Here is an 18952-nt window from a genome sequence, read left to right on the forward strand (position 1 = left end):
GCGGACGGTTACTCCCCGGCAATTCACCTGGGCGTCACCCAATGTTGTGTACACCTCACCGTCCAGTTCCCCGGCGAGCGGAATGGTCGGTGGACATGACCAATCGCCGACGCGCAACTGCCCTATCCCGCCTGCTCCTTGCCTCGGCGGTGGGCGCGTGTCTCACCACCGCGTGCGGGGTGCTCCCCGGGGGCTCGGGGGGCTCCGGGGGCACCGTCACGGTCATGACGTTCGCCCCGATGGGCACCAAGGCCACCAATATGCCAGGAATGCCCGGCATGGCCAAGGCCTACGAGCGCTGGGTGAACGCCAACGGGGGCATCCACGGCCACAAGCTGCGGGTCCTGACCTGCAACGAGAAGAACACCCCGACCGGCGCCGCCGACTGCGCCCGCCAGGCCATCGCCGAGAAGGCCATCGCCGTCGTCGGCTCGTACAGCCAGCACGGACGCGCCTTCATGGCCCCGCTGGAGGCCGAGGGCATCCCCTTCATCGGCGGCTACGGGGTCTCCTCCGAGGAGTTCCAGAGCCCCCTGTCCTACCCGGTCAACGGCGGCCAGCCCGCGCTGCTGGCCGGCGCCGGGCACCAGCTCGGCAAGGCCTGCGCCCAGGTGTCGCTGGTGCGCCCGGACACCCTCGCCGGGGACTCCATGCCGGTCCTGCTGAACGCGGGGCTGCGGGCCAACAAGATGCCGGACGCCTCCGACATCCGGGCCGCCGAGGACTCCGCAGACCTGACCCCGCAGGCGCGCGAGGCGCTGGCCGACGGATCGGCGGGCGGCCCGGCCAAGGACACCAAGGAGACGGCGAAGGGGGGCTCCAAGGACGGCACGGCCAACGGATCGGGAGCCGGGTCCGGGGCAGGGGCCGGAACGGGAGCCGGGGCCGGGGCCGGGGCCGGGGCCGGGGCCGGGGCCGGGGCCGGGGCCGGGGCCGGGGCCGGGGCCAAGGATTCCGCCCCCAAGGAGGGCAAGCCCTGCGTCACGGCCGTCCTCGGCGAGCGCACCGAGACCTTCTTCGACGCCTTCCGCCGCCTCGACACCCAGCACCGCGACCCGCAGATCGCCTCCGTGCTCGGCAGTGTCAGCCAGGCCCTCGTCGACCGCACCGGCGGCAAGGAGAGCCCCTTCGAGGGCTCGTTCGTCACCAGCTGGTACCCGGTCTCGACCGACCCGCTGTGGGCCCCGATGCGGAAGGTGATCACCGAGCAGGCGTTCGGCGACGACACCGTCGACCCCGACGACAGCGGGGCCCAGACCACCTGGATCGCGTACACCGTGCTGAACGAGATCGTGCAGCGCTTCAAGGAGGACGAGGACGTCACGGCCCGCAAGCTGGCCCACGCGCTCAACGAGTCCCAGGGCGTCAAGACGGCCGGCCTCACCCCCGACCTCAGCTGGCGCTACCAGGACATGCGGGCCGTGGCCGGCTTCCCCCGTCTGGTCAACGGCCGGGTCAGCTTCCAGATCGTCCGGGCGGGCCGCATCGTCGACCAGCCCGGCGAGCCTGCCCAGGACATGACCTCGACCCTGGAACAGGCTCCCCGCTCGGCCTGACCGCCCGGTCCGGTCACAGCTCGGACGTGTCGCGGCGGGTGAGGCCGTACTTGACGGCGATCGGGTTCCACAGGGCCGCGGCCGTCACCTTGGACTTCGTGGCCTCGCCGCTCGACTTGTTGCCGTCCGAGGCGTTGTCGGTGGCCTTGGCCTTGCCGTCCTTGCAGCCGCCCTTGTCGTGGCCCGCGTCGTCCGCCCAGTCCGCGTAGCTGTTGTCGGCGTCCGCGGAGGCCTTCCAGGCCTTGGTGAGGGCGGCCGAGAGCCTCGCGTGGTTCGGGAGCAGGTCCGTCTTGAGCTCCTGGAGCCGAGTGACCAGCTCCTCGCGCTGGCGGGCCGCGTCGCGCAGGTCCTCGGCCGCCTGACCGAGGTTCTTGCAGTCCTTGATGTCGTCGACGGCCTTGATCACCGAGGCCCGGCTGTCGTTGCTGTCCGCGAGCAGCTTGTCCAGCTGGACGGCCTGCGGGCGGGCCGGGTCCACGGGGGCCTCCCCCACCGGTGCGCCCGAGGCGCCCGAGCCGGTGCTCGCGGGGGCCACGGCGCCCGGGTCGCTGTTCGAGGCCTTGCCGTCGCTGAGCAGCGCGCCGACCCCGAGTCCCACCACGGCCAGTCCGACGACCCCGGCCGCGATGACCGCGGGCGGCACCCGGCGCGGGGCCGGGGCGGAGGGCGGCGGGGGCGGGGGCGCGTACTGCTGCTGGTGGGACGGCTGGGGCTGCTGTGGCCGGCGTGGCCCGTACTGCTGGGGCGGCGCGGGCGGCGGCGTACGCCGGGGGGCCGGACTCGGGACCGAGGACATCTGCTGGGTGGGCGCCGCGGCGATGCCCTCATCGGCCCGGAACAGCGCGTCGAAGCCCTCGACGGGCGGGGGCCCGGGGGCCGCGGGGACGGGCGGTATGAACTGGGTCGCCGCCTCACCCGGGTGCGCGCCGTCGGCCGGGACGGGCGGGATGTACTGGGTCGCGGCGTCACCCGGGTGCGCACCGTCGGCCGGGACGGGCGGGATGTACTGGGTCGCGGCGTCACCCGGGTGCGCACCGGCCGCCGGGACCGGCGCGATGTACTGGGTCGCGGCGTCACCGGGATGCCCGCCCGTCGCGGGGACCGGCGGGATGTACTGGGTCGCCGCCTCGCCCACGGGCGCGCCGCCCGCCGGGACCGGCGCGATGTACTGGGTGGCCGCGTCTCCCGGAAGCCCGCCCGTCGCGGGGACCGGCGGTATGTACTGGGTCGCCGCGTCACCGGGGTGCGCGCCGGCCGCCGGGACCGGCGCGATGTACTGGGTCGCCGCCTCTCCCGCGGGCGCGCCGCCGGCCGGGACCGGCGGGATGTACTGGGTGGCCGCGTCGGGCAGCGGCGGGTAGCCGTAGCCGTGCGGCTGCCCCGGGCCCTCGAAGCCCGGACCCACGACGTGCCCCGCGGGCGGGTACCCGTAGCCGGGCTGCCCCTGCGGCGGGTAGCCGTACCCGGGCTGCCCCTGCGGCTGCCCGTACTGCGGCTGCCCCTGCCCCTGCTGCGGCTGCCCGCCGTACTGCTCCTGCCCGTGCCCGTACGCCGGAGGCTGCTGCTGCTGCGGCTGCTGCCCGTACTGCGCGGGCGCGCCCCACGGCTCCCCCGCGCCCGGACCCGGCTGCGCCGGGTACCCCGGGTCCGCGTCGGGGCGTGCCGCGTCGGGCCGTGCCGGATCCGCCGCCCCGGGCCGGGGGACGCCCCCTTGTCCGCTCTGCGTCGTCACCGGGACTCCTCTGCCTTCTCCGACTTCCCGAACCAACGGAACGTCGGACCACGCTACCCGGTCGCGCCACGGGCACGTCAGGCCACCTGAACCTCCAGCCGCGACCCGAACTCCCGGACGGCCGCTTCCTCCCGGTACGGCTCCAGCCGCGTGCGGAAGTCCTCCAGGTACTCCGCACCCCGCCTCGACCTCAGCGTGCCCAGCAGTTCGGCGGCCGTCGTCGCCGTCTGGCAGGCCTGCTCCACCTCCCGCTGCTGCACCTGCGCCGCCGCCAGCAGCAGCAGCCCGATCGCCCGCCGGCGCGCCTTGGTCGCGGGCAGCCCGCGCAGGGCCTCCTCCGCGCGCCGGCCCGCCGCCTCGGCCTGGCCGAGGTCCCGGTGGCAGTGGGCGAGCTCGTCCGCCAGGTAGGCCTGGTCGAAGTGCCGGATCCACACCGGGTCGTCCCCCGACTCGGGCTCGGCCCGCTCCAGCGCCGTGAGCGCCCGCCCCGACAGGACCGCCGTGGCGCGGGCGTCGCCCAGCAGCGCGTGCCCGCGCGCCTCGGCGGCGTAGAACATGGCCTCCACCCGCGGGGTGACCTGCCCCCGCGTGCCCTCCTGGGCGGCCCGCGCCAGCTGCGCGATCTCGCGCGGGTTGCCCAGCTCGGCGGCGAGGTGGCTCATGGACGCGGCCAGCACGTAGCCCCCGTACGCGCGGTCGCCCGCGGCCTGGGCCAGGCGCAGGGCCTGGATGTAGTAGCGCTGGGCCAGGCCGGGCTGGCCCGTGTCCACCGCCATGTACCCGGCGAGTTCGGTGAGCCGGGCGACGGCCGCGAACAGGGCCCGCCCGACCGGCTCCCGGTAGGAGCCGCCGATCAGCCCGGAGACCACGGAGTTGAGGTAGTGCACCACCACGGGGCGGACGTGCCCGCTGCCGAAGCGGTGGTCGAGCTCGGTCAGCGCCTGCGTCGTCGCGCGGACGGCCTCCACGTCGGACATCCCCACCCGGGCCCCGCCGTTGCGGGCCACCTGCGGGTCGGCTCCGGTGATCAGCCAGTCGCGGCTGGGCTCGACGAGCGCGGAGGCGGCCACGCTCGAACCGGCGAGGAAGTCGCGGCGCCCGACGTCGCTGCGCCACAGCTCGCAGACCTGCTCGATGGCGCCGACGACGGTCGGGGAGAACTGCAGGCCCACGCCGGAGGCGAGGTTCTTGCCGTTGGCCATGCCGATCTCGTCGATGGTGACGGTCCGGCCGAGTTTGCGGCCGAGGGCCTCGGCGATGATGCCGGGCGCCCGGCCGCGCGGCTGCTGGCCGCGCAGCCAGCGGGCCACGGAGGTCTTGTCGTAGCGGAGATCGAGGCCGTGCTCGGCCCCGCACATGTTGACGCGCCGGGCTAGCCCGGCGTTGGAGCACCCGGCTTCCTGGATGAGCGCCTGCAGCCGTTCGTTCGGCTGACGGGCGACGAGAGGCCTGGCTGCCATTGAAAACCCCCTGAAGCCACGGGAGAGCGATGGAATGATCACTTCCCGCCTGATGTGCGGAGAATCTTCGTCTCTGCGTCGTGTCGTTACCCAACGCCCGCGCCCCGGCCTCCTACGCGCCCCCGTACATGCACCGGTGCGCCCCACGTGCAGGATCGATGCACCGCCCACCGGCTGGTTTACGCCCGTAACCCCCGGTGACGGCGGGAGTTGTGATGGGCGTGGAAGAGACCATCGGAGTCACGGAGACCGCGCCCATCCCCAAGCAGCGGGGGGAGCAGCTGGTGGACCATGCCGTGCGGTACGCGGAAGAGCGGCACTGGGACGTCTTCGCGGGTACGTGGCTGGAGCCCGGCGACGGCCGCGAACTGTGCTCCTGCGGAGCGGCGGACTGCCCGGCACCCGGCGCGCACCCGGCGGTGAAGGACTGGGCGGGGCTGGCCTCGGGCAGCGCGGTCGGCGTGCGCCGGATCTGGGCGAAGCACCCGAGCGCCTCGATCCTGCTGCCGACGGGCCGCACCTTCGACGCGCTGGACGTCCCCGACTCCGCGGGTTTCCTGGCGCTGGCGCGGCTGGAGCGGATGCAGCGCACCCTCGGGCCGGTCACCCTCACCCCCGGTCACCGGATGCTGTTCTTCGTCCTGCCCGGAGCCGGGGCGAAGGTGGCGGACCTGGTGCGCAAGCTGGGCTGGCTCCCGCACGCCCTCGACCTCGTCGCGCGGGGCGAGGGCGAGTACGTGGCCGCGCCGCCCACCCGCTTCGGCGGGAAGGGGCCGGTGCAGTGGGCCCGTAAGCCCACTCCGGCGAACCGGTGGCTGCCGGACACCGAGGAGCTGATCGACGCCCTCGCGTACGCGTGCGGCAGCGAGGCCGCGGCCGCCCGGGGGCGCCGCCAGGCCTGACACCTGACACCTGACATTCGTGTCCGTCGGTTCATGACATACGTAACTGCCGCCCTCTCCCCCTTCCTCCTATGGTGAGGAAAGTAGGACCAACGGGGATGAGAACGAGAGGCAGGCGCATGCCGGACCAGGGTTATGCGGCAGGCGGCACGAACGGGACGGACGGCGCGCGACCCGCGCCGTCCACCGCGGCGGTACGCGTAGAGGGACTGTGGAAGCGCTTCGGCGAGCAGGTGGCGGTCGGGGGGATCGATCTGGAGCTGCCCGCGGGCCGCTTCATCGGCCTCGTCGGCCCCAACGGCGCCGGCAAGACCACCACGCTGTCGATGATCACCGGGCTGCTGCGCCCGGACATGGGCCGGGTGATCGTCGCTGGGCACGACGTGTGGGCCGACACGGTCGAGGTGAAGAAGCGCATCGGCGTGCTGCCCGAGGGCCTGCGGATGTTCGAGCGCCTCTCCGGCCGCGAACTGCTGGGCTACATGGGCCGGATGCGCGGGCTCCCCGGCGAGGAGACCGACAAGCGGGCCACGCAGCTCCTCGACGTCCTGGACCTCGCGGGCTCACAGCACAAGCTGGTCGTCGACTACTCCACGGGCATGCGCAAGAAGATCGGCCTGGCGGCCGCGCTCCTGCACAACCCCGAAGTCCTCTTCCTGGACGAGCCGTTCGAGGGCGTCGACCCGGTGTCGGCGCAGACCATCCGCGGGGTGCTGGAACGGTACACCGCCTCCGGTGCCACCGTCGTGTTCTCCTCCCACGTGATGGAGCTCGTCGAATCGCTCTGCGACTGGGTGGCCGTGATGGCCGCCGGGCAGATCCGCGCCGCCGGCCCGCTGGCCGACGTACGGGGCTCCGCGCCCTCCCTGCAGAGCGCCTTCCTCGAACTCGTCGGCGCGCAGAACCGCGGCTCCGGGGAATCCCTCGACTGGCTCGGCGGCGCACGATGAGCGCCACCGGCACCCTGACCACGACGGCCCCCGTGAGCGGAGCCGCCGAGGTCTCCCTCACCCCGCTGTTCGTCCGGCTGAAGCTGTCCCTGCTGCGCAACGGCCTCAAGGGCTCCTCGAAGCGCAAGGCCGTCTGGATCGGCAACCTGGCCTTCTGCCTCCTCGTCGGCCTCTTCGCCGCCCTGGGCCTGTCCATGCTGCACGGCCACACCCACGCCGGCACCGCCGTCGTGCTGCTGAGCGCGCTCTTGGCCCTCGGCTGGACCTTCATGCCCCTGTTCTTCCCCACCGGGGACGAGACGCTCGACCCGAGCCGGCTCGTGATGCTGCCGCTGCGCCCGCGTCCGCTGGTACGGGCCCTGCTGGCCTCCTCGCTCGTCGGCATCGGCCCGCTGTTCACGCTCTGCCTGGCCGTCGGCTCGGTGGTGGCGGTGGCCCGCGGCGCGGCCGGCGCGGTGGCGGCGTTGGTCGCCGTACCGCTGCTGCTCCTCGGCTGCGTGGCGCTCGCCCGCGCCGTGGCCACCGCGAACGTACGGCTGCTGTCCAGCCGCAAGGGGCGCGACCTCGCGCTGCTGAGCGGGCTGCTGATCGCGGTCGGCGGGCAGGCGGTCAACTTCGGCAGCCAGCGGCTCTTCCAGCAAGGCGGCCTGGGCCAGCTGGAGCCGGTCGCGGCCGTGGTGCGGTGGCTGCCGCCCGCGACGGCCGTCGGCATGGTCGACTCCGCCGGCCGGGGCGCGTACGCGGCGGCGGCCGGCCAGCTGCTGCTGACCCTGGCCGCGCTGGCGGGGCTGCTGTGGTTCTGGGAGCGCAGCCTGACCAAGCTGATGGTCACCCCCGACGGCTCGACCCTCGCGGCCGCGACGCCGCGCAAGGAGCGGGACGGCGCGGGCGGCGTCTGGTCCTTCCTCCCGGCCGGGCGCACGGGCGCGGTCATGCAGCGCACCCTGCGCTACGTGGTGCGCGACCCGAAGACGAAGTCCGCCTGGGTGACCGCGCTGGCGGTCGGCCTGATCATCCCGGTCTTCAACGCCCTTCAGGGCACCGGGTCCGTGTACCTGTCCTGCTTCGGCGCGGGGATGCTCGGCGTCCAGATGTACAACCAGTTCGGGCAGGACACCTCCGCCTTCTGGATGGTCGCCCAGACCATCTCCGGCCCGCGTGACGCGTACGAGGAACTGCGCGCCCGCGCCGCCGCCCTGGCCCTGATCACCCTCCCGTACACGGCCCTGGTCACGGCCGCCACCGCCGGCCTGGTCGGCGACTGGGCCGGCTTCCCGGGGGCCCTGGGCCTCGCCCTGGCCGTGGTGGGCGCGATGCTGTGCACGGGCGCGCTGGCCTCCGCGCACTACCCGTACTCCATCCCGACGGAGGGCGCCTTCAAGAACGTCGCCCCGGGGCAGGCCGGCCTGGCCTGGATGGGCATCTTCGGCGGCATGTTCGCCTCGGCGGTGATCTGCTCCCCGGTGATCGTCCTGGCGGTCTGGCTCAACGTCGCCGACGGCATGCACGGCCTGCGGTGGATCCTCCTCCCGGCCGGCATCGTCTGGGGCACCCTGTCCACCTGGGCGGGCCTGCGCCTGGCGGCCCCGAGGGTGGCCCGCACCCTCCCGGAGATCCTCACGGCGGTCAGCAAGGGCTGACGCCCCGTCCTTCCCCCCGGGGGGTGGCAGGCCCAACGGCCGGCCACCCCCCGCGGCGTTTCACGGGCCGCCCGACCTGGCCGGATGCACTCATCGCCGATCCACGACATTTGCCCCTCCCACCCCGCCGTGCAAAAGTGCGTTCGATTCGCATGGGTTCGGGGGGAGTTCGGGTGGGATTCGAAGAAGAGTGGGGCTCGCTGCGCACCGAGGCGGCGGCCCCGCGTCCTGCGGCCGTAGCGCGGCAGGCCGCCTGGCAGCATCTGGCGGACTTCCGCGACCGGGTGGTGCTCGTACCGCTCGACGAGCGGGGCGGTCTGTGGACGGCCGGGATGGGGGGCCTGGACTGGATCTGCGCGTTCTCGGACGAGGACGCGCTGTCCCGGTTCGCGCAGGCCCGCGGCGAGACGGACCGCGAGTGGACCTTCCGGCGGGTGCGCGGAGCGCGGCTGCTCGACGAGGTGGTCCCGGCGCTGGACTTCCCCTGCGGAGTGGCGCTGGATCCCGCGGGCCCCGACGGAACGGTGTTCCCGCCGGTGCGGGGCATCGTGCCGGACGCGGTGGCGGTCGACGGCGAGGTGGCGGCATGAGCGGGGAACAGCCCGACCTCGACGTGTCCAAAGCCGACATCGATGAAAAAACCACCACCGAAGGGCATCAACTATGATCATCGACTTCAACCCTGACCGCTCAATCCAGGAACTGGAGAGGGACAACTGGGGGAACCCTCCGCAGGATGCAACGGGGCTGGTCCAGGCTGTATACACACTTCGACAGCGCCCTCTCGGCAGCCTGTCAGCCTACGAATTGGGGAGACTGATCGGGCAAAGCGTCGGACTCCGCTGGACACTTCCACTCGCGCTGAAGGTACTGCGCGATACGGTAGACGACAATAATCGGGGTGGATTCTACGACGATGACCTGCTGTCAGCCGTCCTCAGTCGGAAGCCTGACACTTGGAACAACTTCCCCGAACTAGCGAAAGAAACAAAGGAAATTGTCAGCCTACTAATCAACCTAACTCCAGACATGGAACGTCAAGTAAAGCGCTTTCATAAAGCCTCCGAAGGATCCGCCTGAACGCGCGCCGACCCCCTGCCGCCAGCAAAATATATGCGACCTCAGCCAGAAAAGAGAACGTTCCGACTCGCCATAGCAACTTGAGCTCCAGCGAAGGAGTAGAGATGGATCCCACATTCGCCCGTGAAGGCTCACTGGGCGGACTGGTGGAAATTGACGCCGCTTCAGAAGCTGGATCTCAGGCTCTGAGCGAAGTTTCTATTGCTGATTTCATGCCCCGGCACCGCCGTGAGCTGGACCAGATCCTCGACGCGGTCAAGGAGATCGGCAATTCCACCACGACGGCGATGGAAATCACAGAAGCGCTGGGGTGGTTCAACGTGCACGAGATCACCTCAGCCTCACTGCTGATGTGGTCCGGCGGCATTGAAGATTATTCCACCGGCCTCGACCACCCCGCCATCCCGCCATCCCGCGCCACGTGCTCCGCATGGGGCTCGACCTGCAACTCGTACAACTGCTGCACACCCTGGTGCGCATTGGCACGAGGAATGGCGCCTCAATCGAAGCGACCTCCCGGAGAATTGCGCCGCGGTCACACTGGCGGCCAACCTGGGGGGGAAACCACGACACTGATACCGCCAAGACAGTCGTCCGCATGTGGAGAGTCAAGTTCCTTCCCGATCTCCTGATGCCCTCCTCGGCAACTCCGCCTGACGAAAAGGCGAAACTCAGAGAGTACAGTCGCACCCTGGAAGCAATGGCAAACGGTACGAGAACTTGGAAAACGGCCGGAGAAGTTCCACCCGATTCGGCAACCGGACGGCAGCTGAGCCTGATGGGAGATCTGTCCCGGGGATCCATATCCCCGCCGGAATTTGCCAAGGTGTGGCTGGTATGCCGCAGAAGGGCGCTGAACGAAGGAGATCGGGTCGTGGAGGCCCTGTCGCGCCGACTGGATCAGGTCTTCTACGCCTTGGACGACTACCCGATCGACCCGGCGTTCCGGGAAGCCGGTGATGTGACGGACGCCGAGCTGCTCTCGGTAGTGGTCAACGCGCTCGATCAGATCCGGCAGGACGAAGAGCCCCGGACGGACGGTACCTGAGCATGCTCATACGAGACGAAAACGACGCCCCGAGAGATCGGACCCGGTACGCACTGACAATCCTCAGGCGTTTCGCCCCGCTCGCCTGGTACCGGTCGCCCGTCGAGCGCCATGAATTCGGGTACCTGCAGGTGGCACACCTGGGCTGGCGTTTCATCGAACCTCATGACGAGTTCAGGCCCGTCTTCGAGGAAGCGGTGCGCGACGCGCCCCGCCACCTCGACTGGCGGTTCAAGGTCAAGCGGAACTGGCTGATCCTTCCCGTACGTCTCATTGAGGAGACGGCGCAGTGCGGAGACAACTTCAGCGAGGCAAAGTCCAGGCTCTTGGCGGATCAAGATTTCTGCCTCGCCACCTCTGCGGATATGAAGCTGATCCTGCAGGCGCTGGACGCCGCCGCGCCTCCCGCTCCGGTGGCCCCGGAAACGCCTTAGGCCGGGGCCGGTTCGGTCGGTAGCGTAAGGATCTTCGGGTTCGTCGGGGCCCGGAGTACTTGGGGTGTGCGGCTGTGGGTGTGAGTGAGTTGGCTGCCGTGTGGAGTCTGCCTGCCGGGGATGCTCGGGCCCTGTGGTGGAGCGTCGGGGCCCGGGGGGAGCTCGGCGTGGTGCGGGTGGACGAGCGGGTGTTGAGGCGGTCGGACTACGTCGCCGGGTGGGTCGGGTGGGGTGCGCCGGAGCCGTTCGACGCCGAGTTGGAGGTGTTCGGCGCCGACGGGCGGCTCCAGCGGCGCGTGACCGTGCGGGACGTGCCGCCGCACATCAGCCATCTCGCCCTGCTGCCCGGCGACCGGTTCCTCCTCGTGTCGGGCCGTTCCGGCCAGGACCGGAAGGGCCGTTGGGCCGACAACGCGTACGTGTACGACCCCGAGGGGCGCCGCGAAGGCGCGTTCTGCATCGGTGACGACGTCCAGGTCGTCGTCGGCGGTCGCCGCGGCGGGATCTGGACCGCCTACGGCGACGAGGGCATCTTCGGCCACCACCCCGAGTCCCGCGGCGCGCTGGCCGGCTGGAACGGTCGGGGCGACTCCGTCTGGACGCCCCGTACGCCCTTCCCCGCCGGCCCCGTGGAGGGTCTCACCGGCTGCACCGAGGGCGACCGGGTGTGGCTGGCCTGGTACTGCCGTGAGGGGACCTTCCTGAGCCGGATCACGCCGTCGACCGGCGAGGCCGCCACCTTCCGGAGCCCGGTGACCCGGATCGACGGCTTCGCCGTGCGCGGCGACCGGGCCGTGTTCAGTCGCCGCGATCACGGCCGGCCCGCCGTCACCCTGACCCGCGCCCGGCTCGTCGGCGGCGCGTGGGAGGCCACCGCCGAGGAGCGGGTCACCGTCCCCGGGCCCGTCGTGCTGCGCTGCGGCCAGGGCCGGGACGGGGTGCTGTGGCTGCGGGCCGGGGACTCCTGGGTGCGCGTCGAGGCCTGAGACGGGCGCGCCCGGCCGGTGTCAGTGGGGGTCGCTACGTTCGGGGCATGTCGATCTCCGTACAACTGCGCGACTCCGTGGTGCTGCCGGGTGGGGGCGCCCTCGTCAATGGCTACGGCTTCGAGAGCCGGGCGGGCGGCCCGCGTCGGGCCCTGCTGCCGCACGGGCACGAGCTGGAGGTCCACGACCTGGACGGGCTCTTCGCGGGCGAGCGCGCCCCGGTCGCCGTGTTCCCGCTGCCCTGGCCCGGCTGGGACCGCGGGGTCCACTCCGTGAGTCCGGACGCCTCGTACGCCGTGTTCTCGGGCCAGCGCGCCGTCCGGGCCGTCGGCGCGGGAGGGGAGACCCTCTGGGAGTACCGGCACGACTGCTGGGGGCCCGAGATCGGTCACCCGCACACCGGCGACGAACAGGAGGTGTGCCGGGGCCTCGAACACGGGTCCTGCCGGGTCTCGGACGACGGCCGGACCGTCTGGGCCCACGTCGTGATCGGCGAGCAGGAGCACTGGGTCGTCCTCGACGCCGGGGACGGGCGGGAGCTGGCCCGCCTGCCCCTGGACAGCGCCGCCGCCGGCTCGCACCACCTCTCCCACCCGGACGGCGTGCACATGGGCCTCTCCATCGGCATGGGCCAGGACGGCATCCTGCTCCACTGGGCCCGGTGGGACGGCGAGCAACTGGTCGACTGGGACCTCAACGAGACGATGGACCGCATCCTGATGGACGTCCACCCGGGCCACCGGGGCTTCCTCACGGTCGAGCACTACGGGACCGACCTGCGCCTGCACGCGCTGGACGGTGACGTCCTCGCCACGGGAACGCCGGATCCGGCCGACGCGGACGAGGACCGGCCCTGCTGGGACTACGGCTGCGGCTTCGTCGACGCCGACACGGTCATCGCCTCCACCGTCGACTGCGACCACGACGAGGACCCGGACCTGGCCCGCCACTGGCTGCTCGACGCCCGCACCCTGGAGGTCCGCGGCCGCGTCACCTATCCCGGCACCCCCGCCACCGGCTACCTGCTCCCACTCGGCGACGGCACCTGGCTCACCTACGACGGCAGGGCCCAGACCCTCAACCGCTGGACCGAAGCGACGCCTTGAGCACCCGGACCCCGACGGCATGACGGACGTCACATGCAACGGGTGGACGTCTGCGGACACTACCCAGTGTGGACCACCAACTGTTCGCGGAAATCTACGATGCCCACGCCGGGGCCGTGTACGCGCATGCCATCCGCATGACCGCGGACCGTGCCGGGGCCGAGGACATCGTCTCCCTCACCTTCCTCGAGGCGTGGCGGCTCCGCGATTCGTTCGACCGTGTGACCAGCCATCGGGCATGGCTCTTCGGGATCGCCACGAACGTCATACGGAACACCCGCCGGACGGCACGTCGCCACAGCGATGCCATGGCCCGCTTACCTCCACCCGGCACCGTTCCCGATCCGGCGGACACGGTCGTATCCCGCATCACCGATGCCGACCGGGCTTCGGCTGCCCTGGCGGTCCTGAACCGGCTGCGGCGCACGGACCGCGAAATCCTCGTTCTCCACGTGTGGTCCGGTCTCAGCCATGACGAGGTGGCGCAGGCCTGCGGGGTATCGGTGGGCACCGTGCGCTCCCGCCTCTCCCGTGCCCGCGCCCGCCTGCGCAAACTCGCAGCCGCCTACCTCGCGGAGCCGCCGGCCTCCCGACGCGCCCCCGCGTCTCGAACCGCACGGGAAGGAAACCTGTGACCGTCGACGACGCACGCCCCGTCCCAACTGACCGTACGGAGACTCTCGGGCGTCTGACCGGGCTTTCCGATGAGGACCTGCCGTTCCACGGACTTCACCGGATCAAGGAGCATCTGATGCGCGAAACGACGAGCGGCACGCTGCCCGCACGGGCCCGCTCACGTCGCCGACTACCGCTGTTCCTCGCGGTCGGGGCCGCCACATGTGCGGTGGCCCTGGCCATCACCCTCAGCGTGAGCGGCTCCGACGAGCACCACACCAGCGCCCAGCCGGAGCCGGCAGCCGTCCGGCTCTTGGACCGCGTGGCTGTGGCAGCCCAGGCGGTGCCCGCGCCGACGATCCGGGACAGTCAGTTCCTGTACACCAGGACGAAGGGACACTCCACAGCCCTCTCCGAGAGCGAGGGGGGCGGAATGAAAGCATCCCGAACAGATGAATCGGCCGAACGCTGGGTCTCCGTCGACGGATCGGCCGGCACGCTCACGCGCACCGCACAGGGCGAGAAGAGCGACCCCGCGCCAGGAAGGGACGCGGCCACCATCAACGGCCCCACCTACCGCTTCCTGGAGTCCCTTCCGACCGATCCCGACCGGCTGCTGGAGAGGATCTACGCCGACGCCCGCCTCGGCCACGGCTCCGACTCGGGATCGACCACCGGCCCCGATCAGGAAGCGTTCGTCGCCATCGGTGACCTCCTGCGGACGGTCGAAGCACCGCCCGGCGTGAGTGCCGCGCTCTACCGAGCGGCAGCCCGCATCCCCGACGTCGTGCTGGTGCCCGAGGCGACGGACGCCGCGGGGCGCCCCGGTGTCGCCATCGCCCGCGTTCACAACGGTGAGCGCACCGAGTGGATCTTCGACAGGCAGAGCCTGCGCCTGCTCGGCGAACGCACCGTGACGCTCAAGGACAGCGCCTGGGGGAAGGCCGGCACACCGGTGACGTCCGTAGCCATCATCGGGCGGGGCGTCACGGACGCGGCTGGGCAGGCACCGACGCCCAGCGGATGACCGGTCGGCACCGGCTCGATGGGCTGAGGCGCTCGCCGCGTGCGGTCCACACCCGGGATCAGAGGGCCGGCGGAGCGCACTCCACCCAGAGCAGCTTCCCCGCGTGCGCCCCGCTCAGGCGGTACGAGCCGTAGCGGTCCGCGCAGAGCCGTACGAGGACCAGCCCGCGTCCGCCCTCCGCGTCCCGGTCCGGCTCCGGGCCGAAGGGGGACGGGATGTCCGGACCGGTGTCCCAGACCCCGACCCGGAGGCGGCCCGCCGCCATCGCCCGCAGCCGGAGCGCGCAGGGACCCCGGGTGTGGCGGTAGGAGTTCGACACCAGCTCGCTCGTCAGAAGTTCGGCGGTGTCCGCGAGACCGGTCATGCCGTGGCGGTGGAGAACGGCCCGCAGGGTGGTCCGGGCGATGCCCGCGGCGCGGGGATCGTGCGGGAGGTGGAGGGTGTAGGCCCAGGACGGAGTTACGGTAGCGCCCATGGAAGTCTCCGATCGAGGAGGAGAGTTGGACCCTGTGCATGCGGTGCCCGGTGACCAGGTCGCTCCGTCGAGCGGGGTTCTTCCAGGCGGTGGCCTGAGACCCAAAGTAGCGGGCAGATGTAATGCATTTCATGGTCTCCGCGTTATTCATTACATGACCACTCGTGTGAGTGACCGCAGCCCGGGAAACAGCCTTTGAGCGCCGTCACGGCGCGCCAGCTCCGCTTCGGCGCAGAGCTGCGCAAACTGCGCGAGCACGCCGGGCTCAACGCGACCGAGGCCGCAGGGCATCTGGGCATGCGCCAGAGCCAGATCAGCAACCTGGAGGCCGGGCGGATCGGCGCCAGCCCCGAGCGCGTACGGGCCCTGGCCGCGCTCTACGCGTGCGACGACCTGCCCTACGTCGACGCCCTGGCGGCCATGACCGGCGAGCGCAGGGGCGCCGGCTGGTGGGAGGGCTACCGCGAACTGCTACCAGCGGCATGGCTGGACCTCGCGGAGCTGGAGCATCACGCACACATGTTGCGGGGAGCGATCACGGTGCACATCCCCGGGCTCCTCCAAACGCCCGAGCACGCGCGCGAGGTCTTCCGTCAAGCCGTTCCGGCGCTACCACCCCCGGAGATCGAACACCGCGTCTCGTTCCGGGTGAAACGCCAGCACATCCTCTACTCGGACACCGCGACCCCGTACCAGGCCATCGTCCACGAGGCGGCGCTGCACATCGCCGTCGGCGGAGCGGCGGTTGCCGGTGCCCAGCTGAAGCACCTGCTGGACATGAGTGAGCACGAACACATCAGCGTCCGGAGCATCCCGTTCTCGGCGGGCGCCGTCCCGGGGTCGGGGCAGTCCATCTACTACGCCCACGGACCGGTCCCCCAGCTCGACACCGTCCACCTGGATCAGTCACACGGGTTGAGTTTCTTGGACGCCGAGTCCCAACTCGCCAAGTACCGGACCCTCTTCGAGCGTCTGGAGACGATCGCCCTCAGCCCTGCGCGGACACGTCAGATGATCCACGCCATCGCCCGGAACCTCTGAAAGGCGTCATCCATGTCACCGGAAGACTGGCAGCGTTCGTCCTTCTGCGCCGAGGGCGACTCCTGCGTATACGTGGCCAGGGCTCACGAAGACCGGGTGCTGATAGCCGACAGCCCCGCCCCCCGCACCACCCTCGCCCTCTCCCCCGCCGCCTGGACCACCTTCCTCGGAGCCGTCCGCGGCAACGGGGCCTGAAAACGCCGACGGGGCGGCGTATCCCGAGTCGGTGTCGGGGTACGCCGCCCCTGGGGCGGGACGGGGTGCGGGGCGTGGCCCGCGCTGTCACGGCGGTTACTTCGGGTCGGTGTTGAACCTGGCGGTCGACCAGAGGTAGCCGAGGACCGTGAGGCCGACGCACCAGGCGACGGCGAGCCAGCCGTTGTTGCCGATCTCGGTGCCGAGGAGCAGGCCGCGGAGGGTTTCGATGGCGGGGGTGAAGGGCTGGTACTGGGCGATGGGCTGGAACCAGCCGGGCATGGAGGTGACGGGGGTGAAGGCGCTGGAGAGCAGGGGCAGCAGGATCAGTGGCAGCGCGGAGTTGCTGGCGGCYTCGGCGTTGGGGCTGACCAGGCCCATGCCGACGGCGATCCAGGTGAGTGCCAGGGCGAAGAGGGTCAGGAGTCCGAGGGCGGCGAGCCATTCCAGGACGGTGGCGTCGGTGGAGCGGAAGCCGATGGCCACGGCGACGGCTGTGATGAGGGCCACGCTGGCCACGCACTGCAGGACGCTGCCGGTGACGTGTCCGACGAGGACCGAGGGGCGGTGGATGGCCATGGTGCGGAAGCGGGCGATGATCCCTTCGGTCATGTCGTTGGAGACGGACACGGCGGTGCCGATGGTGGTGCTGCCGATGGTCATCAGGAGCAGGCCGGGGACGACGTAGGCGAGGTAGGCGGAGCGGTCGGGGGTGCCGCCGCCGATGCCCGCGCTCATGGTGTCGCCCAGGATGTAGACGAAGAGCAGGAGCAGCATGACGGGGGTGAGGAGGAGGTTGAGGGTGAGGGAGGGGTAGCGGCGGGCGTGCAGGAGGTTGCGGCGCAGCATGGTGGAGGAGTCGCGCAGGGCGAGGGYGAGGGAGCTCATCGGGTGGCCTCCGTCGGCTGGTGGGGGACGGTSGYGSYGTCGGTGAGGGCGAAGAAGACGTCGTCGAGGTCGGGGGTGTGGACGGTGAGTTCGTCGGCTTCGATGCCGGCGGTGTGCAGGTGGTCGAGGAGGGTGCGCAGTTCGTGCTGGCTGCCGCCGCTGGGGATCTGGAGGGTGARGGACTCCTCGTCGGGGGTGGCGGTGGGGAGGGTGTGGGTGGCGGTGCGGTAGGCGGTGGGGTCGGTGAAGCGCAGGCGTACGTGTCCGCCGGGGACGAGGCGCTTGAGCTGTTCGGCGGTGCCTTCGGCGGCGATCCGGCCRCCGTTGAGGACCGCGATGCGGTCGGCGAGCTGGTCTGCCTCCTCCAGGTACTGGGTGGTGAGGAAGACGGTGACGCCGCCGGTGACCAGTTCGCGGATGATCTGCCACATGGTGTGGCGGGAKCGSGGGTCSAGGCCGGTGGTSGGTTCGTCGAGGAAGATGATSCGGGGGCYGCCGACSAGGGTCATGGCGATGTCCAGGCGGCGTTTCATGCCCCCGGAGTAGGTGGAGGCGGGCTTCTGCGCCGCGGCGGTGAGGTCGAAGCGTTCCAGGAGCTCGGCGGCGACCCGTCGGCCCTCGTGTTTGGGCAGGTGGTGCAGGTCCGCCATGAGGAGCATGTTCTCCTCGCCGGTGATCAGGCCGTCGACGGCGGAGAACTGGCCGGTGACGCCGATCGCGGCGCGGACCGCCCGGGAGTGGGTGGCGAGGTCGTGGCCGTCGATGCGGATCTCGCCGGCGTCCGCGCCGATGAGGGTGGAGAGGATCTTCACGGCGGTGGTCTTGCCGGCGCCGTTCGGTCCGAGCAGGGCGAAGACGGTGCCGGCCGGGATCAGCCCTTGGCGCGGCGGACGTCGATGTTGCCGTACCGGGTGCGGGCGCGGATCTTCACGGTGTCCTCGGCCTCCCCCGGGGTCTCGGACGAGGTGAGCGAGTTGCGCACCTGGCCGGAGCCCGAGTTGACGTCGAGCCAGGCGGCCGTGCCCTCGCGGACGCCGACCTCGATGGCGCCGTAGGAGGTCTCCAGTTGGACGGTGCCGCGGGCCACCTCACCCACGCGCAGGGTGCCGTGGGCGGTGGTGGCGGTGACCGAGCCCTCGGCCCGGCGGATCTCGATGTCGCCGTTGGCGCCGCTCACCCGCAGCTCGCCGTTGGCGGCGCCGACGGTCGTGGTGCCGTGCGAGTTCTTCAGGACGGCGGGGCCGTCGACGACGCCGATGCGCAGGCTGCCGGAGCTGGTGGTGATCTCGGCCGTGCCCTCGATCCGGTCCACGGTGATCGAGCCGTGTGAGGCGGTCAGCTTCAGCGGGCCGGTCGTGTCGAGGCGGACGTCGCCCGACGAGGTCTTCACGCGGACCTCGCCGAGCCGGCCCTCGCCGACCACCTGGGTCCAGGCGCCGGTCGTGTCGATGCGTGAGCCCGTGGGGAGTTCGACCGTCAGATCGACGGTTCCGGTACGGCCGAGCAGATGGGACTTGGGCGTCCGGACGGTCAGCACGCCGCCCGTGTACGTGACTTCGGTCTGGTCGGCCGTCCGTACGTCGAGGTCCCGCTTCGGGTCGCGGGGCCGCACCTCGACCACCGTGTCGAGGCGGTCGCCCGCGGTGAACTGGATGGAACCGGCCTCCACGCGTGCGGTGACCGAGACCGGTTCGGGAGTGTCGAAAGAAGGCATGGCTGTCCCGTCCTCTTGGCTTTTCTGGACGTCCCCGCTGGTGGGACGTGGTGTGGGTGAAGTAGTGCGGGTGAAGTGGGGAGGGTGGAATGGAGAGGGCGGG

The 18952-nt window shown here is 71.5% G+C and carries 20 protein-coding genes and 1 pseudogene; 15 read left to right on the forward strand and 6 right to left on the reverse strand.

Annotated features, from left to right (window positions below; genetic code table 11):
* Nucleotides 1–95: 95 nt before the first annotated feature.
* Nucleotides 96–1556, forward strand: a complete 1461-nt coding sequence (locus tag AB4039_RS27400) for an ABC transporter substrate-binding protein (RefSeq protein WP_442272042.1) — start codon at nt 96–98, stop codon at nt 1554–1556.
* Nucleotides 1557–1569: 13 nt separating this feature from the next.
* Here AB4039_RS27400 and AB4039_RS27405 read toward each other — a convergent pair whose 3' ends face one another.
* Together AB4039_RS27405 and AB4039_RS27410 are read right to left on the reverse strand one after the other, a co-directional pair.
* On the reverse strand, nt 1570–3288 hold the full coding sequence (locus AB4039_RS27405) for a hypothetical protein (protein WP_442272043.1): 1719 nt from the start codon (nt 3286–3288) through the stop codon (nt 1570–1572).
* Nucleotides 3289–3365: 77 nt separating this feature from the next.
* Nucleotides 3366–4748 (reverse strand): transcriptional regulator, encoded by a 1383-nt coding sequence (locus tag AB4039_RS27410; protein WP_442272044.1) that lies wholly within the window; start codon nt 4746–4748, stop codon nt 3366–3368.
* A 215-nt stretch (nt 4749–4963) separates the two neighbouring features.
* On the opposite strand from AB4039_RS27410, the gene AB4039_RS27415 reads away from it, so the two are divergent.
* The 12 genes from AB4039_RS27415 (at nt 4964) to AB4039_RS27470 (ending at nt 14536) form a co-directional block, all read left to right on the forward strand.
* A complete protein-coding gene (locus tag AB4039_RS27415; protein ID WP_442272045.1) occupies nt 4964–5650 on the forward strand; it encodes a bifunctional DNA primase/polymerase in 687 nt (228 codons plus the stop codon).
* Between the two features lie 119 nt (nt 5651–5769).
* On the forward strand, nt 5770–6600 hold the full coding sequence (locus tag AB4039_RS27420) for an ABC transporter ATP-binding protein (RefSeq protein ID WP_266840863.1): 831 nt from the start codon (nt 5770–5772) through the stop codon (nt 6598–6600).
* Nucleotides 6597–8240 (forward strand): transporter, encoded by a 1644-nt coding sequence (locus AB4039_RS27425; protein WP_266840862.1) that lies wholly within the window; start codon nt 6597–6599, stop codon nt 8238–8240. The genes AB4039_RS27420 and AB4039_RS27425 overlap by 4 nt, the downstream gene beginning before the upstream one ends.
* Nucleotides 8241–8413: 173 nt before the next feature.
* Nucleotides 8414–8830, forward strand: a complete 417-nt coding sequence (locus tag AB4039_RS27430; protein WP_266840860.1) for an SseB family protein — start codon at nt 8414–8416, stop codon at nt 8828–8830.
* A gap of 73 nt (nt 8831–8903) precedes the next feature.
* Nucleotides 8904–9320 carry a contact-dependent growth inhibition system immunity protein gene (locus AB4039_RS27435; protein ID WP_266840858.1) on the forward strand — a complete coding sequence of 139 codons (417 nt, stop codon included), beginning with the start codon at nt 8904–8906 and terminating at the stop codon, nt 9318–9320.
* 104 nt (nt 9321–9424) lie between these two features.
* The gene (locus tag AB4039_RS27440) at nt 9425–9952 is read left to right on the forward strand and encodes a hypothetical protein (protein WP_442272046.1); all 528 of its coding nucleotides are present in this window, start codon (nt 9425–9427) and stop codon (nt 9950–9952) included.
* 242 nt (nt 9953–10194) lie between these two features.
* Nucleotides 10195–10368, forward strand: coding sequence for a hypothetical protein (locus tag AB4039_RS27445; protein WP_442272047.1), 174 nt, complete (start codon nt 10195–10197; stop codon nt 10366–10368).
* Nucleotides 10369–10370: 2 nt separating this feature from the next.
* Nucleotides 10371–10802, forward strand: a complete 432-nt coding sequence (locus AB4039_RS27450) for a hypothetical protein (RefSeq protein WP_266840855.1) — start codon at nt 10371–10373, stop codon at nt 10800–10802.
* 167 nt (nt 10803–10969) lie between these two features.
* Nucleotides 10970–11788: a hypothetical protein gene (locus AB4039_RS27455; RefSeq protein WP_442272048.1), complete on the forward strand. Its 819-nt coding sequence runs from the start codon at nt 10970–10972 to the stop codon at nt 11786–11788.
* Between the two features lie 47 nt (nt 11789–11835).
* Complete coding sequence (locus tag AB4039_RS27460; protein WP_442272049.1) at nt 11836–12894, forward strand: hypothetical protein; 1059 nt, start codon at nt 11836–11838, stop codon at nt 12892–12894.
* Nucleotides 12895–12962: 68 nt separating this feature from the next.
* Nucleotides 12963–13529 carry an RNA polymerase sigma factor gene (locus tag AB4039_RS27465; RefSeq protein ID WP_266840851.1) on the forward strand — a complete coding sequence of 189 codons (567 nt, stop codon included), beginning with the start codon at nt 12963–12965 and terminating at the stop codon, nt 13527–13529.
* Nucleotides 13526–14536 carry a CU044_5270 family protein gene (locus AB4039_RS27470; protein ID WP_266840849.1) on the forward strand — a complete coding sequence of 337 codons (1011 nt, stop codon included), beginning with the start codon at nt 13526–13528 and terminating at the stop codon, nt 14534–14536. The genes AB4039_RS27465 and AB4039_RS27470 overlap by 4 nt, the downstream gene beginning before the upstream one ends.
* 58 nt (nt 14537–14594) lie before the next feature.
* On the opposite strand, the gene AB4039_RS27475 is transcribed toward AB4039_RS27470, so the two are convergent.
* Nucleotides 14595–15011, reverse strand: coding sequence for an ATP-binding protein (locus AB4039_RS27475; RefSeq protein WP_266840847.1), 417 nt, complete (start codon nt 15009–15011; stop codon nt 14595–14597).
* Between the two features lie 195 nt (nt 15012–15206).
* On the opposite strand from AB4039_RS27475, the gene AB4039_RS27480 reads away from it, so the two are divergent.
* Nucleotides 15207–16052, forward strand: a complete 846-nt coding sequence (locus AB4039_RS27480; protein WP_442272050.1) for a helix-turn-helix domain-containing protein — start codon at nt 15207–15209, stop codon at nt 16050–16052.
* 12 nt (nt 16053–16064) lie between these two features.
* Nucleotides 16065–16247, forward strand: coding sequence for a DUF397 domain-containing protein (locus tag AB4039_RS27485; protein WP_442272051.1), 183 nt, complete (start codon nt 16065–16067; stop codon nt 16245–16247).
* A gap of 96 nt (nt 16248–16343) precedes the next feature.
* Here AB4039_RS27485 and AB4039_RS27490 read toward each other — a convergent pair whose 3' ends face one another.
* The 3 genes and pseudogenes from AB4039_RS27490 to AB4039_RS27500 all read right to left on the reverse strand — a co-directional run bounded on the left by AB4039_RS27490 (nt 16344) and on the right by AB4039_RS27500 (nt 18849).
* Nucleotides 16344–17135: an ABC transporter permease gene (locus tag AB4039_RS27490; RefSeq protein ID WP_442272052.1), complete on the reverse strand. Its 792-nt coding sequence runs from the start codon at nt 17133–17135 to the stop codon at nt 16344–16346.
* Nucleotides 17132–18007, reverse strand: a pseudogene (locus tag AB4039_RS27495) (ATP-binding cassette domain-containing protein); the annotation flags it as partial. The pseudogene AB4039_RS27495 and the gene AB4039_RS27490, both read right to left, overlap by 4 nt.
* Complete coding sequence (locus AB4039_RS27500; protein ID WP_266846747.1) at nt 18007–18849, reverse strand: DUF4097 family beta strand repeat-containing protein; 843 nt, start codon at nt 18847–18849, stop codon at nt 18007–18009. The pseudogene AB4039_RS27495 and the gene AB4039_RS27500, both read right to left, overlap by 1 nt.
* Nucleotides 18850–18952 lie beyond the last annotated feature (103 nt).

It is taken from the genome of Streptomyces sp. M-16, assembly GCF_052114405.1.
In the GTDB taxonomy this organism is placed as follows: domain Bacteria; phylum Actinomycetota; class Actinomycetes; order Streptomycetales; family Streptomycetaceae; genus Streptomyces.